This is a genomic window from Mycoplasmopsis agalactiae PG2 (genome assembly GCF_000063605.1).
In the GTDB taxonomy this organism is placed as follows: Bacteria; Bacillota_I; Bacilli_A; order Mycoplasmatales; family Metamycoplasmataceae; genus Mycoplasmopsis; species Mycoplasmopsis agalactiae.
The window spans coordinates 490,334-506,060 of the sequence record NC_009497.1 but is presented as its reverse complement, the minus strand read 5'-3'; the positions used below and the strand labels follow the sequence as shown (position 1 = coordinate 506,060).

Annotated in this window: 12 protein-coding genes and 1 pseudogene; 8 read left to right on the top strand and 5 right to left on the bottom strand. The window is 28.8% G+C overall.

The features are described from left to right. Window positions 1-170 precede the first annotated feature (170 nt). From MAG_RS02200 to MAG_RS02185, 5 genes are all read left to right on the top strand, one after another. Window positions 171-839: a variable surface lipoprotein gene (locus MAG_RS02200; RefSeq protein ID WP_011949602.1), complete on the top strand. Its 669-nt coding sequence runs from the start codon at window positions 171-173 to the stop codon at window positions 837-839. A 242-nt stretch (window positions 840-1,081) separates the two neighbouring features. Beyond that, window positions 1,082-1,492, top strand: a complete 411-nt coding sequence (locus tag MAG_RS04405; RefSeq protein ID WP_011949601.1) for a variable surface lipoprotein — start codon at window positions 1,082-1,084, stop codon at window positions 1,490-1,492. A 544-nt stretch (window positions 1,493-2,036) separates the two neighbouring features. Next, complete coding sequence (locus MAG_RS04400) at window positions 2,037-2,216, top strand: hypothetical protein (RefSeq protein ID WP_050809750.1); 180 nt, start codon at window positions 2,037-2,039, stop codon at window positions 2,214-2,216. Between the two features lie 697 nt (window positions 2,217-2,913). Next, window positions 2,914-3,501, top strand: a complete 588-nt coding sequence (locus MAG_RS02190) for an Mbov_0729 family lipopotein (RefSeq protein WP_232955178.1) — start codon at window positions 2,914-2,916, stop codon at window positions 3,499-3,501. Between the two features lie 222 nt (window positions 3,502-3,723). Continuing rightward, window positions 3,724-4,764 carry a zinc-dependent alcohol dehydrogenase gene (locus tag MAG_RS02185; RefSeq protein ID WP_011949598.1) on the top strand — a complete coding sequence of 347 codons (1,041 nt, stop codon included), beginning with the start codon at window positions 3,724-3,726 and terminating at the stop codon, window positions 4,762-4,764. An 83-nt stretch (window positions 4,765-4,847) separates the two neighbouring features. Here the strand turns inward: MAG_RS02185 and MAG_RS02180 are convergent, their stop codons facing one another. Genes MAG_RS02180 through dcm_N form a run of 3 tightly spaced genes read right to left on the bottom strand, consistent with a single transcriptional unit; the run spans window position 4,848 to window position 7,261 of the window. Continuing rightward, window positions 4,848-6,071, bottom strand: coding sequence for an MAG4270 family putative restriction endonuclease (locus tag MAG_RS02180; protein ID WP_011949597.1), 1,224 nt, complete (start codon window positions 6,069-6,071; stop codon window positions 4,848-4,850). Window position 6,072: 1 nt separating this feature from the next. Beyond that, window positions 6,073-6,843 (bottom strand): DNA (cytosine-5-)-methyltransferase, encoded by a 771-nt coding sequence (dcm, locus tag MAG_RS04130; protein WP_197532976.1) that lies wholly within the window; start codon window positions 6,841-6,843, stop codon window positions 6,073-6,075. After that, on the bottom strand, window positions 6,836-7,261 hold the full coding sequence (gene dcm_N, locus MAG_RS04125; RefSeq protein WP_011949596.1) for a DNA (cytosine-5-)-methyltransferase N-terminal subunit: 426 nt from the start codon (window positions 7,259-7,261) through the stop codon (window positions 6,836-6,838). The genes dcm and dcm_N overlap by 8 nt, the downstream gene beginning before the upstream one ends. Window positions 7,262-7,471: 210 nt before the next feature. Between dcm_N and MAG_RS04675 the strand changes: the two are divergent. Next, window positions 7,472-9,934 (top strand): annotated as a pseudogene (locus tag MAG_RS04675) (MAG6410 family transglutaminase-related lipoprotein). Between the two features lie 100 nt (window positions 9,935-10,034). On the opposite strand, the gene MAG_RS02160 reads toward MAG_RS04675, so the two are convergent. Next, the gene (locus tag MAG_RS02160) at window positions 10,035-11,450 is read right to left on the bottom strand and encodes a BspA family leucine-rich repeat surface protein (protein ID WP_011949593.1); all 1,416 of its coding nucleotides are present in this window, start codon (window positions 11,448-11,450) and stop codon (window positions 10,035-10,037) included. Between the two features lie 296 nt (window positions 11,451-11,746). On the opposite strand from MAG_RS02160, the gene MAG_RS04380 reads away from it, so the two are divergent. Continuing rightward, window positions 11,747-12,625: an AAA family ATPase gene (locus tag MAG_RS04380; protein WP_011949592.1), complete on the top strand. Its 879-nt coding sequence runs from the start codon at window positions 11,747-11,749 to the stop codon at window positions 12,623-12,625. Then, a complete protein-coding gene (locus tag MAG_RS02150; RefSeq protein WP_232955070.1) occupies window positions 12,565-14,721 on the top strand; it encodes a hypothetical protein in 2,157 nt (718 codons plus the stop codon). The genes MAG_RS04380 and MAG_RS02150 overlap by 61 nt, the downstream gene beginning before the upstream one ends. Before the next feature lie 89 nt (window positions 14,722-14,810). Here MAG_RS02150 and MAG_RS02145 read toward each other — a convergent pair whose 3' ends face one another. Further along, window positions 14,811-15,719: a coiled-coil domain-containing protein gene (locus tag MAG_RS02145; protein ID WP_011949591.1), complete on the bottom strand. Its 909-nt coding sequence runs from the start codon at window positions 15,717-15,719 to the stop codon at window positions 14,811-14,813. Window positions 15,720-15,727: the final 8 nt, after the last annotated feature.

Below are 15,727 nucleotides of genomic sequence, written 5' to 3'. Positions count from 1 at the left end.
CAAATTTTGTTTTAAGGCTTCATTTTAGCAAGCAAAAAAAGCCACTATTTTGCTTAAGGAAACAATTTCATATTTTGGCTCGTCTCTCTCTCTCTGGTTATTTTTTCTTACTTATATAATTCCATTTTTATTACCATAACTATTACTAAAGGGAGAATAATAAATATCGTATGAAAAAATCTAAGTTTTTATTTTTAGGTTCAGTTGCTTCTTTAAGTGCAATTCCATTTGTAGCAGCTAAATGTGGCAATGAAAACCTAAATAGTGGTAAAGAAGATAAAAGTGACAGCCAAAACAAAACTGAAAAAAACAGTGGTGCAGATAAAAAAGACAGTACATCTGAAAATTCAACTATTGACAAAAAAGAAAATGAATCAGCACCTAAGAAACAATTAAAAAACGAAAATCCAAAAAATGAAAAAAGTGTTTTAGGAAGCGAAAAGTCTCAAGTTGTTCCATCAGTTGGTGATTCAGCAAATAATATGAACACTAAAATGCCAAAAGTTACTGAAAGGGATGCAAATGAAACTGATGCATCAGGATATGACATTGGCAGAGTATACAGTTCAATTGATGATGGCCAATCAGTTTCTGATATTTTAGATGATGAAGCCAAAAAAGACTATAAAAAAGAAATCGATGCTGAATATGAAAATATTGAAAAAATGATCAATGATGTATTAAAAAGTGATTCTGAAAACAAAAATAAAGTTTTAGATGAATTTAAAAAATTAAAGACATTACTAAACTCTATGTTTCATAATGCTAAAACATTCAAAGATCTAGATAAAATATTTACTTATTTAGAAAAAGTTGGTGCTGAAGGCAAAACAAAATAAAACAGCCAAAAGCATTGTTTTATAGACATTTAAGTAATAGATAGAATAGACGCTATCTATTTTATTTTTAAATTCTTGCTTCAAAAATAAATTTTTTTAGTAATATTCTTTCTTGAATTAAAGACACTATATTTTTGCTATCTTAATTTATTATTTATTAAATTTATACAATTAATCAAGAATGGCAATTACTTTTGCTTACTTAAGTGTAAGTGATAATCAATGAAAGGAAAATTTAAAACATGAAAAAGAAAACAAAAATTCTAACTAGCTTGTCACTTTCTCTAGTTTCACTACCTTTAATTGCAGCCTCATGTAAAAAAAGAGATGAAAATAAGAGTGAAATGACTGGTGCTATAACTGAAGAAAATACAAATCCTAAAAATGACACCCCCCCCCTAAATAATAATGATAATAATATGGATAGTATGAGTGATTCGACTACTCATTCTAATAGTGAGCAAGGGGATCAACCAGATAATTCAGAAAATAATGGTGGCACATATGCTATGCCGCATACATTAGAGGAAGCAAAAAGAATACAAGAAGAGGCCACTAAAGCAAAAGAAGAAGAAAGAAAACAACAAGAAGAAAAAAAGAAAGCAAGAAGAAGCTACAAGGAAACAAAAAGAAGCACAAGAAGCAAAAGATAAAAAAGATGTTGAAACTGTTAAGAGTATAGTTAAAATACATGAAGATGCTTTTGGTTCATTCCACACTCAAGGTGAATTTCTTGATCAAATTGCATTATATGCTAGAGAAAAAAATATAAATAACATTGTCCTTCAAAATCCAAGTGATAAAAATAGTAAACTTGAAGTTGATGTTCAAGGCGGAAAAAATAAAATTAACTTAAAGCTAGGAACACAAAGCTTCAACGTTACTTTAAGAAAAGTATTAAAAGATCAAGTTCTGACAAAATATTATTTTGAAGAAGAGCCAAATAAAATAATATCTAACCTTTCAGACAATAAAATAAATAAAAACTGAAGTCCTGTAAATGGCAGAAATAAAAAACTTGTAGCAACTCAATTAGGCTATTTTCTTGAAAATGGAAAAATTAGAGCAACTGGGCTTCCGCATCACACAACAAAAGTTCCTGAACATTTACCTCTAAAAATTGATTCATTATATTTAACATTCCACAATCTTAAGTCAGATAAGATTGATAATCTTGAAAAATGAAATACAAAGAATTTGAAGACAACAAGTGAAGCGTTTTACAATGTTTCAAAATTTAATCAGGACATAAATGGTTGAAATATTACTAATAAAAACGTTATTAAAGGTATATTTAAAAATTCAAGTATTAAAAGTGAATTAAAAAAGAGATGGGCTTCAGCATGAGGTACAACTGAAGATCATCTTTCAAGATAGTTCCCTCTTATTTTTTATATAAATAATTAAAAAATGCAGCTTTAGTTTCTGCATTTTTTACTTTCTTTTTAAAATCTTACTGTTTAACCTAATGGTTTTGTACTTATCTTTGACTAATTTTTGATATATCATAAATAGCATTTTAATTTCATTTTACCTTCACAATTATCAGCTAAACTTTTAAAAAGTAATTTTGTTTGCTCATTCACATTCAAAAACTTCATAAGCTTCTTGAACAATTACTTTTCATATTTTTGAATAAAACTAATTTTAAATTAAGAATCCATAGTATTAATTTATGAAAATAGTATTAAAGATATCAAAAACTATATACTTTCTCATTATGAAAAAAAATTAATAAATTTTTAACAATTTTGGGAGCAATGGCATCTTTTAGTGTTTTGCCATTTGTTGCTGCAAAATGTGATATTACAGATTCGTCATCAACTAATAATAAAGAAGATGACAAAAACAACAAAGATGAAAACAAAAATAAACCAGATATAAATAATAATACCAACACTAATTCTGTAAACAGAGACGACAATCAAGACGGAAGTTCAATACAATCAGAAAATAACCAAGGAAATCAAGGAAGTGGGGAAGAATCAAATAATAGTGAAGCTACTCCAAATAGTGAAGACGGAAGCTCTAATGAAAGCAGGGGGGCAATAGCCCTAGAGAAGAAATGCCTCCGATGAATGATGAAACTGCTCCTTCTGATATGCCAACAGAACATGAGACCCCTAGCGCTCCCGAAACAACTGAAGGCTCTAGATCACCTGAAAGTACTCAACCAGCAGACAATGGAGACAATGGCACTCAAGGAAGCGGAACTGAAGGAACTACACCTAGAAATGGAGATAGCACTAATAGTGGAGAACAACCTATGGGAGATGATCCTGGTACTGCAAATAATGAAACAGAGGCTGTTGAATCTGAGCCAGAAAAGAAATTGGAAGTTTTATACACTTTTTTTAATGGGTGTGGAAATATTGAAGAGAAACTAAAAACTGAAGACAGTCTTAAAATATTAAAAAATGAATTCGATTCTACATCCAACAAAACTATTAAGAACTTCAATAAAGGTGTTGAGGATTTCTTGAAAAAATTTGGCTATGAAGAAGAAGATATAAATGACCTTAGTGATATTTTTGATGATGTTACAAATTTAACAAGTTCTTCTGAACCTAAAACAAATAGCAAGGAATTTCTTGATAAGTTTGCAAAGGTAAAAGCAAAATTAACTGAAGCTTATAATATGTATACAAAGCAAAAAAAATAGTTGTATTTTAATTTATATATTTTTCGGTTTTGTTGCTCTAAATAAAATTCAAAAGAAAATCAAAAGCAGAGAACCCACTATCTGCTTTTATTTTTTGTTTTTTGATTTTTGTATATAAAAAATAAGACTATTTTTCCATATTTTGAAATTTGAAAAGATAACTTAATATCATTTATTAATAATTGGCGATTATTAATAAAGGTTGTGTTAAAGATGAGTAAGATGAAAGCTTTTGTGGTGAAAGCCCCTAAAGAATATAGTGTTGAATTAATTGATATACCAGAACCAGTTGATAATGAGGTTTTAGTTAAATTAGAAACTAGTGGTGTGTGTCACACAGATTTGCATATAGCAAATTTTGATTGACCTAGACAACCAAATTATCCAATGGTGCCAGGTCATGAAGGCATAGGAATTGTTACAAAAGTTGGGCCAAAATGCAGCAAAATAAAAGTTGGCGACAGAGTTGGCATTGGATATATGTTTAGTGCATGTGGTCAGTGCGAATATTGCATAAGTGGAAAAGAAATTTTATGTACTTCTAGAGTTGTAACTTCTTTAGTTAAGCCAGGAACTTTTGCTGAATATACAATTGGACATGAAGATTATGTTTTGCCTATACCAAGTAATTTAGATATTGTTGCAGGAGCGCCAATATTATGTGGCGGAGTAACTAGTTATAAAGCACTAAAGCAAGCTGAATTAAAAGTTGGTGATTATGTTGCTATTATTGGAATTGGTGGACTAGGTCATTTTGCAATAGCATATGCTAAAGCTATGGGGCTAAATATTATTGCTATAGATATTGACGATAAGAAATTAGAATCAGCTAAAACTGAAGGAGCGCACCATACATTTAATGCTAATGATTTATCATTAGTTCAAGAAATTAAAGAAATTACTAATGGCGGTGTGCATGCTGTAATTAATACATCAGTTTCTGCCGCTTCAGCAGTCTTAGCAATGTATATTTTACGTAGAGCAGGCAAGCAAGTATTAGTTGGTGTTCCACCAAAAGATGAAAATGGAAAAATAGAATTTCCTTTGTCAATTTTAGCCACAATTTCAGGCGAAAATCATATTCTTGGTTCTGTTGTTGGCACAAGGCAAGATACTAAAGAAGCACTAATTTTAGGTACAAAAGGCATAGTATCTAAAGTTGGGCAGGTAATTAACTTAGATGAAGTAAAAGATGTGTTTGAAAAGCTATCTAAAGGTGAGTTAATCGGCAGAGCTGTAATTGACTTTAGAAGCTATAAATAAGGATAATTAGTTAACTTAAAGCAATTTAAAAAGAGCAGACTTTGCTCTTTTAATTTGGTTTTTTAAACAACTAATACAAGCCTCTAAACATCATTTTTTCGGAATATATTTCTTAAATTTATAAACTCTTTACGCCTATTATTTAAAAAGATATATGGTATTTTAGTGCACTTTTTGAATTCATTGTATTCATCTACTTTTAAAGTATTATCTAACAAAACTAATATACCATTTTGATCATATGTAAATCTGTTATCATCAAATCAATCATGTACCTGCTTTGGTAAGTTTATTAGATTATTTTCATCATTAACTAAACTTAAAACACTTTGACATTCATTAGAGTTAATTATTTGCCTTGCAGAGGTTTTATGTTTTTGATAATTTTTAGAAATAAGCTCAGAAAGTCTATTTTTTATTGCTTTAACATCATAAATATGAGCATTTTCATAAGTATAGTAGTCTTCTTCAAAAACATTTATATCCATTCTTGAAGCGCTAGCTCTTTTACGTGTAATATCTTGATTAGCAAGCAACATTGCTCTACCTGTTGTGGATGTTTCTTTGATTAATTGATTTATAAATTCTTTTTGCGTCTTAAAATCCTCTTTTCTAATCGATGCTTCTTTTTCCAAATTTGAAGTTAGATCTAAAAGCATTTCATAAGGTTTATATTTTGGATTTGTTTTAATTAAGCCTATAAGATCATTAATATTAATTGGTTCATGAGCTAAAGCTGAATCATAATTCTCAATATTTGATTCATTGACATCAGTTATAAATGAATTTTTAAAATCAATATTATCTAGAAACATAATTAAGTTTTCCTTGTAAACTTCATTATCATTATTTAAATTTGTACAAATTATTTCAGCAGCTTTTGGGCTAGAAAATGAGCCACCTGCATTGTTGCCTTTAATAATAGAAATTATGTTCTTTAAGGTTGATTTATAGGTTTTTGAGTTAAATCATGAGTTAGTAATTTCTATCTCCTGAGGATTTAATTCATATAGCAAATTAGAGCTTCGACTAAGTCTAGGGTGCTGACTTATATTTAGTTCATTAAATAATGAACTACGTAATTTGAAATTACTATTTTGGCATTCAAATCATGATCTAGTTGTATACTGATCTATTATAAGATAGTCAAAGTTTATTTTTCAGTAAGCTAAATACATTATTTCATCAAAAGTATCAATATATAAGTCTATATAACCTTTTGCTTTAGCACTATTTGATTTTTTGTTATTCAAAGATTTAGTGGCAAAATTTAGTCTGTATTTTCTTATGCTTTTACTAAATTGCATTTTATAACCTGCCAAAAATACTTTCTAAAACTTCAACTGAAATTGAATTACCACATAAAAAAATCAATTTTTGCTCGCTGATTAAATTTCCTTCTTTTGCCTTAAAATAGTCTTTTTCGGTAAATCCCATATATAAAAATGCTTGTTTAGATGACATTAATTTAAGTTCATTTGTTTGGTTAAAATAAAACTTTAATCTAGCGTTTGCACCTGAAGCAGTTAATGTTGGTCCTAGTTTAGTTGGTAAATAAACATATGCTTCAGAGTTAAAGTTAGTGTAATCAAGTAGTTTGGTCTTAACAATTTGATTTTTTGTTTCACTAAAGTTATTATGAAAATATTGCAACAGATCATTGCAATTTTTCATTTCTGAATTATCGAAAACAATATTTTCTAATTTTTTAAATGATTTTACTGCCTGTGGGAAGTCAAAATCATTATTTGCTAAGTAAGAAACACAAAATACTCTTTCACGATTTTGCACAGAGCCATAGTCAACTGAGTTAACTACTTTTCACACTGATTTATAGCCTAATTCGCTTAAGGAAGCTATTCAATCTTGAAACTGATTTATGAATTTTTTAGATGCTAATGCTTTTACATTTTCTAAAAGCAGTACGTTAGGGAGTCTATCTTTATTGCTTTTTAAAATTCTTTCAACTTCATAAAGCAATCCTGATCTAGTTTGCTTTGTTATGCCTTTTTGATTCCCTTGCTGAGAAATATCTTGACAAGGAAAAGAATAAGTTAGAATATCAATGTCTTTAGGCAAAATTTGAATATCTTTGATATTCGTAAACGAGTGAAACTCGTGCCCCCCTATTTTCTATTTTAGATTTATCTCACTTTTTACTAAAATATTCATAATTTACAAAGCCAAAAAGATAAGGAAAAATTGAACGGAGCTTTTGTTCATTCATCCTTGTAAAATAGGCTTTATTGACTTCTTTTTTAGAATCAGCTGAAAAGGTAAATTTATTTAACAAATTAACCATTTCATCCTTGCTTAAGTCACTTTCAAGCAAAACACTATCGTAGTGTATTTTCATATAAGCAATAATTGCATCAATGTATCATTCACAAGCTCCTAAGCTTACAAAATTAACACTAAGTTCACTTTCAATATTTTTACAAGCTTTATATTGGCTTCCAATACCAGCAAATAATTCATAAATCTTAATATTTTTCATAGTTTAATTATTTTATCGCGCTTATGATTTTAATTAACTTCAGAACTTTAGTAGAGCCAATTTTTGACAACTAAATACATAAAAAATATATGGAAAATCATTCCATATTTTGCATAAATTGCTTCAAAAAGTTGTTATTAATTTAGGGAGCACATTTATAATGTGAAATAAATTATTTGCATAAAGAAAATATGGATGAAGTAGGTGGTTATGAAGAAGAATAAATTACTTAGCGTTTTGGCTTTAAGTTCAATTTTTGCAACTTCTGTAATTTCAGCTAGTTGTGAATTTGGTAATGGAAATGGAAATGTATTTTCAATAAATACAGTCAGCTCGCGTTATGAAGAAAAAATAGAAGAGCTTGAAAAAATCTTGCCTTCAGTTATTGAAAATCACAATTTTATTGAAAATGCTACTTCAGCCTCTGCTGTTTCAGCAGATTTTGCTGAAAATGTTAAGTTGGCTTTAGACAGTAATGATACTGATGTGCATACTAGCACAGCAGTTGATAAAACTAGCGCTAAAAATGCTGCTAATTTTCCTAAAGAACCTGTAAAACAGCCAGAGACAGAAATTACTAAATCAGATGAAATTAGTGGTGAAGTTAATATCAATAACGCAGCAAATGCCATCAATACATCTACAACCACACCTACAAGTGCTTCAACAACAGCTGAAAATAACACAAGCAGCACAAGTTCTATAAATTATTCAAGCAATGCAAGTGAACTACCAACTTCAACTTCAGTTGCAACAGAATCTGCAATTAAATACCCTGTGCAATATGATGAGCCTTTTGAAGAAAGAGCGCTTTCAAAAGAACAAGTTCATAAATTACTTTTAGACAAAAATGAAATGAAAGCTTGAAACTATTATTCACATCCTAAGTATGCTCTTAACATGCAAAATGTTACCGTTATGGGCAATGGCTCTGAGAAAAAACAACTTTCTTTAATAGATAATGAAACTAAGCAAGTTGTTGAAGGTGTTAAATGATATCAAAAGACTTCATATCCTGAAGATTTAGTTTTTGATGCAAATCAGGACAATGATAAAACATATTTAACACTTGACGAAAAAGGCTATATTTCAGGTAAAAAACACACAAACAGCCAATGAAATGCTGAAGTATGAGCCGAATATAAAGGCAATTTATATAGAGCAATTGTTTCTGTTGGAAATGAAGATGAAGACAGAAAATTAAAAGAAGAAAAAGAAGCTAGAGAAGCAGCTAAAAAATAGTAGCTGAGTGAAAAAGATCTATCTACATTAGAAAAAATAATTAAAGCACACGAGTGATTAACTGCTAATGTTACATATGTTGATACTGGTGATATTTGAAAAGATCAATCAGCTCATTCGGCACTTATTGAAAAAAATGCAATATGTACTGGATATGCAAATGGATTCAACATGCTAATGCATGAAATGAAAATTTTAAGCATAATGATGACTGGAAATATAGCTAGTTGAAGAAGTGTAAAACATGCTTGAAACTTAGTTGAAATTGAAGGCAAATGATATCATGTTGATACAACATCTGACAGGGTTGATTTGACTAAAGGCAAAGCAATAGATAGAGTTGACAAACACAAAGTCACATACAATTACTTCTTAATGCATGATGATGATTTTTCATATGCTAAAGGCTTTTACAACCACTACAAAGACAGAATGGGCAATCGTTTTAGAAATCACAAAAATGCAAGTTATGTTTCTAATGTTGATGAAGCAATGGCATTATTTGACCAAAAATTTGAAAAAGCAAGTGACTTTAGTGACTCGAATTGACTAGATGTTTATGCGCTACCACATAATTTAGAGAATTTATCACGCAAATTAGAAGAGCGTGGAGTAAGAATCGATAAATATCACGAGTCTCCTATTTCATGAGTAAGTTATAAAAAAATAAGATACGCATTCAAGGACTTTAGCAATAATTTCCAACTTAAAGAAATTAGTGCATCAGTAAGCCAAAATAGTAATTTAGGCAAAACATTTGGCAAATATTCACTAAAAGTTACATTAAATCCAAATGAAGTATCTTTAGATAAAGGAAACTTTATTGTAACAAATGCAATGGTTAACAATGTTGAAAAAGTTAGTGATGGCTATATTGTTTACCTAGATCACTTTACAAAATATGAAAAAACTAAAGTTAAACTAGATATTAAAAAATATGGTCATAAATTTAATATTACTGGCACAAATGAATTTGAATTTGATGTTCAAAAACATCAAACACCAGAAGCTAAAATAATTTCATTAAGCGATAATTCAATTAAGCTAACTAATGTTTCATCAGGTATGGAATCCCGTAATAATTTTGGTGAGTGAAAAAATATTACAAACGATAACTTTGAAATAAATAATGTTGTGCTCGGTTCAATCTCGGTTCGTCATAAACACAGTGCCAATATGTATGAATCAGATATTCAAGTTATTCCACTTTTAAAAGGTAATGACAACGATCTTAGAAACAAAGTTAGGGTTCATAACAGAGTAATTGTTGGTGTTGATAACTCAATGGAATTTCGTTTAGAAAATCAAGGTAGCTGAACAAAAATAACAACTAGAAAGCTTTCTAATTTAGCTAGTGGTACTTACCAAATAAGAACAATTGCAAATGAAAACACATTAGCTTCAGAAGCAATTACAGTTACAATCAACTAAAGTAGAAAATAAAAACTCCAATGGCGGAGTTTTCTTTTTTACTTGTTTGATAGTGGTTTATGAACTGTTTAATAATTTAGTTTCAATATGGTGTATAAAGCTATTTCATTGCCATTGCTTTTTTACACATTTCGCATTGTTTATTATTTTCGCAACAAAACGTCGGACAATTTTGAGCTTTACATTCAGGTTCAGTCATTCCACATTTTAGGCCAGAATTCGTGCAAAAATTACTATGCTCTTTTACTTTTTTCACATTTCATTCACTTATATTTTGATTAAATTCAGATGCACCATAGAACATTGATTGCATATTTTCCACATTAGATGTATCTCATTTATCTAATGGACTATTGAATTTTTTAGCATTAAAAAATGTTGCTGACATATCTGTGACATTTAAGGTTTTTCAATTTGACAAGTCCTGATTAAAGTTTTCGGCATCAATAAATGTTTCTGATAAATTTGTAATATTTGACGTATCTCAGCTTTCAATTCCTAGTACTTTGTCACTTTTTAATCCTTTAAACGTTTTTTCTAAACTAGTTACTACTGACGGCAATTCTTTTGGTACTTGCTTAACATTTTTAGGCATAACAGGTACTCTAATGCTTCCTTTGTAATCATGGAAGCCAATTTTAGTGATAACAGCAGCATCTATGTTAGATAAATCTCAACTATCTGCGCTAACTTCTTTACCATTTTTGTCAATGTATTTGGTAGGAACAGTCCCCCCCCTGGCAAAGCCAATTTCTAATTTAATTTCATCTTTATCTTCAACTTTAACAACAAATTCTTTATTGTCGCTATTACCTTGAACACCGTTAGATCCTGAACCACTACTGCCACTATTAGCACCGTTTTTTAAATATGTCGTAATGTAAGTTTTTTTCAAGTCTTCATCAATAGTAATCTTGCTATCTTCTCTATTAACTTTTTTCACTAGGCTATCAAAAATTTCACCAAATGTCATAAGGTTGTGCATTTTATTTTTAAATGAATTATTCCATGTTGTTTTTACTAGTTCAGTTGTTTTCTTGTTATATTCATCTTGTTCACTATTTGTTCTAGATCTATATTCAAGCTTTATTTCTCCTGAAAAATCATCTTTATTTTTAGAAGTTATTGTTGAACCTTCTTTAGAGATGTTTTCAACAGTTAAAGACTGTAAGGCCTGTTCACCTAAGCCGGGATTTTCTTTCTTAACTAAATCTAATAATTGCTTTTCAGTAGGTAAATCATTTTCTGTAATTATTAAGCCTAAACTTGCTTTATTAATAAGAGAACTAAGATCCACTGGTTCAGATTTCATTAATGGTGGATGACTTTTAGTCATATCGCCATCATCTATCATTAAATCATTCATATCTTTAGGATTTTTGATAGCGCCAAAATTATTATTAATCATAAGTGGTTTTTTATTTTTTTGATGCAAAGCGATTGGAACTGCAATAGCAGTTGCTAGCAGTGCAGTACCAATTACTGATGAAAGGGCAATAGTAAGTTTTTTCTTCATTTTTACATGTCCTTCTAATTATTAAAATATTCATGCAGTATTATAAATAAGGAGTTTTAGTCAAAAAGCATAATGACAAAAATATCACAATAAAATTGTGGTATTTTTGCAATATTTACGTTTTTAAACTAAATTTTTTTAGAAATAATTTCATATTCATTCCATACCAAAGGATAACTTCGAATATAGTGTATGATTTTTAAAATAAATTGTTGCATTTTGCCCTAAAAAATGGGCAAAATTTTTGCAACCTATACTTAGTAGCATTTTGAATAATACTAATTCTTAGGGGTTATATGAGTTCTAACAACTTTGTTTTATCATACAAAAATTTAACTTCTGAACAACAAAAAATGATTGATTTAGTCAGAGAAGGTAAAAATGTTTTGGTAGATGCGTGCATAGGCAGCGGTAAAACAACTGCAATACAAGCATTATGTAATGAGTTGTCCATAACAAAGAAAATTTTGTATTTAACATACAATAAATTATTGAAACTAGATGCCAAAAACAAAATTAGGAATAAAAATGTTACCACAACAAATTATCATGGCTTTGCATACGGAATACTTATAAGAAACAATATAAAGACATCAGGTAACGATGCTATAAAAGACTATCTTGAAACTGATATTGTTCCAGGAAATTACGACATTTTAGTTCTTGATGAATATCAAGACATTAACACTGAGATTAGTGATTTGTTGACAAGAATCAAGGAGCATAATCCAAATATACAAATTGTGGCTGTTGGAGATATGGATCAGAAAATATATGACTCAACAACTTTAAAGGCAGATGAATTCATAAATAACTTTTTGGTAAATTATGAAAAGATTAGCTTTACTCAATCATTTAGAATGCCTAAAGAGCATGGAGCAATGCTTGGTAGAGTTTGAAATAAAAATATTGTAGGTGTGAATGAAAATTGTGAAATAGAATATAAAAATAAAGATGAAATTATTCAATTTTTATCAACTCAGGATCCTAAGGATATTTTGTGCTTAGGAAGTAGAAGAGGATTAATTACTGAAGTTCTTAATGAATTAGAAAATAATTATCCAGAAAAGTTCAATAAAAAACTGTATATGCTAGCATACGAGATGAAGAAAAAATGGTTGAGCCAAAAAAAGATTCAGCCATTTTTACAACATTTGATAGCTCTAAAGGCTTAGAAAGACCAATTTGTGTTGTTTTTGACTGATCATACTGATATTATGGATGAAGGCTTCAACAATATGATACCAACCCAACAATTATTAAAAATATTTTTGCTGTTGCAGCAAGCAGAGGCAAAAGAAAAATTATTTTCCTTAACGAATATTATGACTTATTAAATGAACACGAACTTAAAAATGATCTAACTATTGAGGAACAACTTGTACGCTGATATAGAATTTCAGACATGTTTGAACATAAATTTAGTGAGCACTTAACTGATGTGTATAACTGTTTAGAAGTTGATTTAATTGATATCAGAGATAACTCAACAATTAATATAAAACAAAATGATTATTTGATAGATCTAAGTCCGTGCATTGGTATTTATCAGGAAGCATCATATTTTAATTCATATAATATAAAAAAAGAAATTGAATTTCAATTAATCAAAGGATCGAAATGAGAAGAAATCTATAAAAAAGATTTTGTTGTGCAAAGAGATACAGTGAATGATTTGATTTTGTTTTTAACTGCAATGGAAACAAATCAGATGCGATATATAAAACAAGCAGCGACTGATTTTGTTAATGAACATGAAAAGAAACTTATACATAATAGAATTAGTACGATGTTGGGTAGAAATGAAATAGTTCAAGAAGGATGCGGATTAGTATTTAGAAATCATCTAAATAACTATGAGATGCGTATATTTGGCCTTGCAGATGTAGTAAAAGATGACACTGTTTATGAACTAAAATTTGTGAATGAATTATCACAAAATAATTTTTTACAAACAGCAATGTATATGTTTGCACTTAATTTAGACAAAGGTATTCTTTGAAATGTTAAAAATAATACAGCTTACAACATAAAAATAAAAGACAAGAATGACTTTGCAAACAAAGTGGCCTTAGCTATATCAAAAGGCAATTTTAAAATAGATATTAACAATATAAACTATGATGCGCCATGAATTAAAAATGATTATAAAAAAGGTGAATACGGTGAGACTATAACCGAGGACAGTAATATTGCAGTAATTGATGTTGAAACTAATTTTTTCAATGAAGTTGTGTCGATAGGAGTTGCTATAGCAGATAAAAACAACTTCAAGTTAGTTGACCAAAATTACTGATTAATAGGTGAACGAGAACAATCGCCATCAATGTACAGCAATGTTTACCACATTCCAGAATTAGAGAAATATGGAATAAAAGATTATGTGGTTAATACATATGAAGAAGCAGTTGGAAAACTTATTGAATTTTTAGATTATTACAATATATCAGACTTATTTTCATATACTAAATATGATTACAACCATTTACCTGAATTGCATAATTTATACAAGTGATTTGACATTAGTATACCCGCTAGAAATGTTAACACTAATGATTTTATACCTAAAAATTCCCCAACACATAAAAGCGGAGCACTAATAAGAAATTGAGGAGTTGAGCCAACATATAGACTACTATCAGGAAATAATCAATATAGTGAAGTACATAATGCATTGCTTGATGCTATAGATGAACTTAAGATTATGCAAATGCTTGAGCTAACACACGAGGGATTTGTAACTAATAGTCGAATTAAAAGAATAACTAAAAATGATGAATCTGCCTATAAAATTGCATATGATAAAAATTTATACAAATTAGAATTACCTGTTTTTGACTACAACAATAACTATCAAGCCAGCAATAGCACTCAAATATCAGAAGTGCATGATGAATATGTAGCCAGTGAAAAACACATTTTTGTTGAATCAAATTATGTTATAGCCAAAAATTCATCCAAAACAGAATATCGTTTTGATAACTATGTTCAACAGAATGATAACAAGCAGATTTCACTTAACGTTACTGAAAAAAACAATCCATATACTAATCAGATTTTAACTGAGAAAAACTTAATGTTATCTGAAGATATTGTCAGATCTGAAAATAAACATAAACCAGCATCTCAAGCAGATTTGAATTCTAGGAAATCTATCAAAGAATCTTTAAAAAAAAGAAAAAAAGAAAATTCACAAAGTGATGTGAATAACATATTTTATTACTGTTGCACTAGTGATTTTATCAGTAGTTTTAATAGCGAAATTTATTAGATAAACTAAAGCAAAATTAATTTGATACCTTTTTAATAAGGTAAGAATTTTAATAACACAAATTAAAATAAAAAATTAAACAGTGATTTTTACTTTTGCTTAATTTTTTTCAGTTTTTCTTGCAATACTTCAATTAATTTTTTGTATTCAAAATATTCATCATTTTCTTTAGTTAACCTTTCACCTGCTTCTTTTCTTTTGTTTATATATTCATTTAGTTTTGATTCATTATCCTCTTTATTTTTCTCTAGATTGCTAATTTCTTTATCAATGTTCTCTTTTACTATAACTGCATCTCGAAAACTACCAAAGAGTCTTTTTTCTAATTCTGCAAGCATTTTTTCTAAATCATCAACTGATTTCTCTTTTATTTCATTTTTTTCAGAAGATGCTTCATTAACAGAATTTATCTTTTTTTCTTTTTCTTCGATTATTTCCTTAATTTTATATATTTCTATAACTTTTGTATCTGTTTTATAGGTATTATGGTCAGAAGTAATGAAATCAAAACCTAGATTTTCTCAAAACTTAGTGTTATTGTATCAAGAATCACTTTTTGATTCTGACTTAGCATCTAATTTTGACTTTTCAGATTTCTTTTTGTCATCTTTTTGTTTGCTTTCTTCATCAAAACCAATAAAATCAAAGTTTAGATCTTCTCAAAATTTAGTGTTTAAAAACCAATAATTATTCTTAGATTGCTGATTTATAGCACTATTGGTAGAAGTCATATTCGAAGTGTTAATAGCACTTTTTGAAATGAATCCATTAATATCGCTTATTGAAGATTCAGTATTAGGAAATTTCTCTACTTTTTCAGTATCATCTTTTAGCTCAATATTTTTAGGATCGCCAAAAGAATTTATAGGATCATTAAGCTTTTCTAATCTAGATTTATCTAGATTATTTGTGGGGGATGCAAATACAACAGATGTTATTATAGCTGCAACTACATATACAGCTGCAAATGGTGTTAAAATTTTAAATTTTTTGTTCATATTGTTGA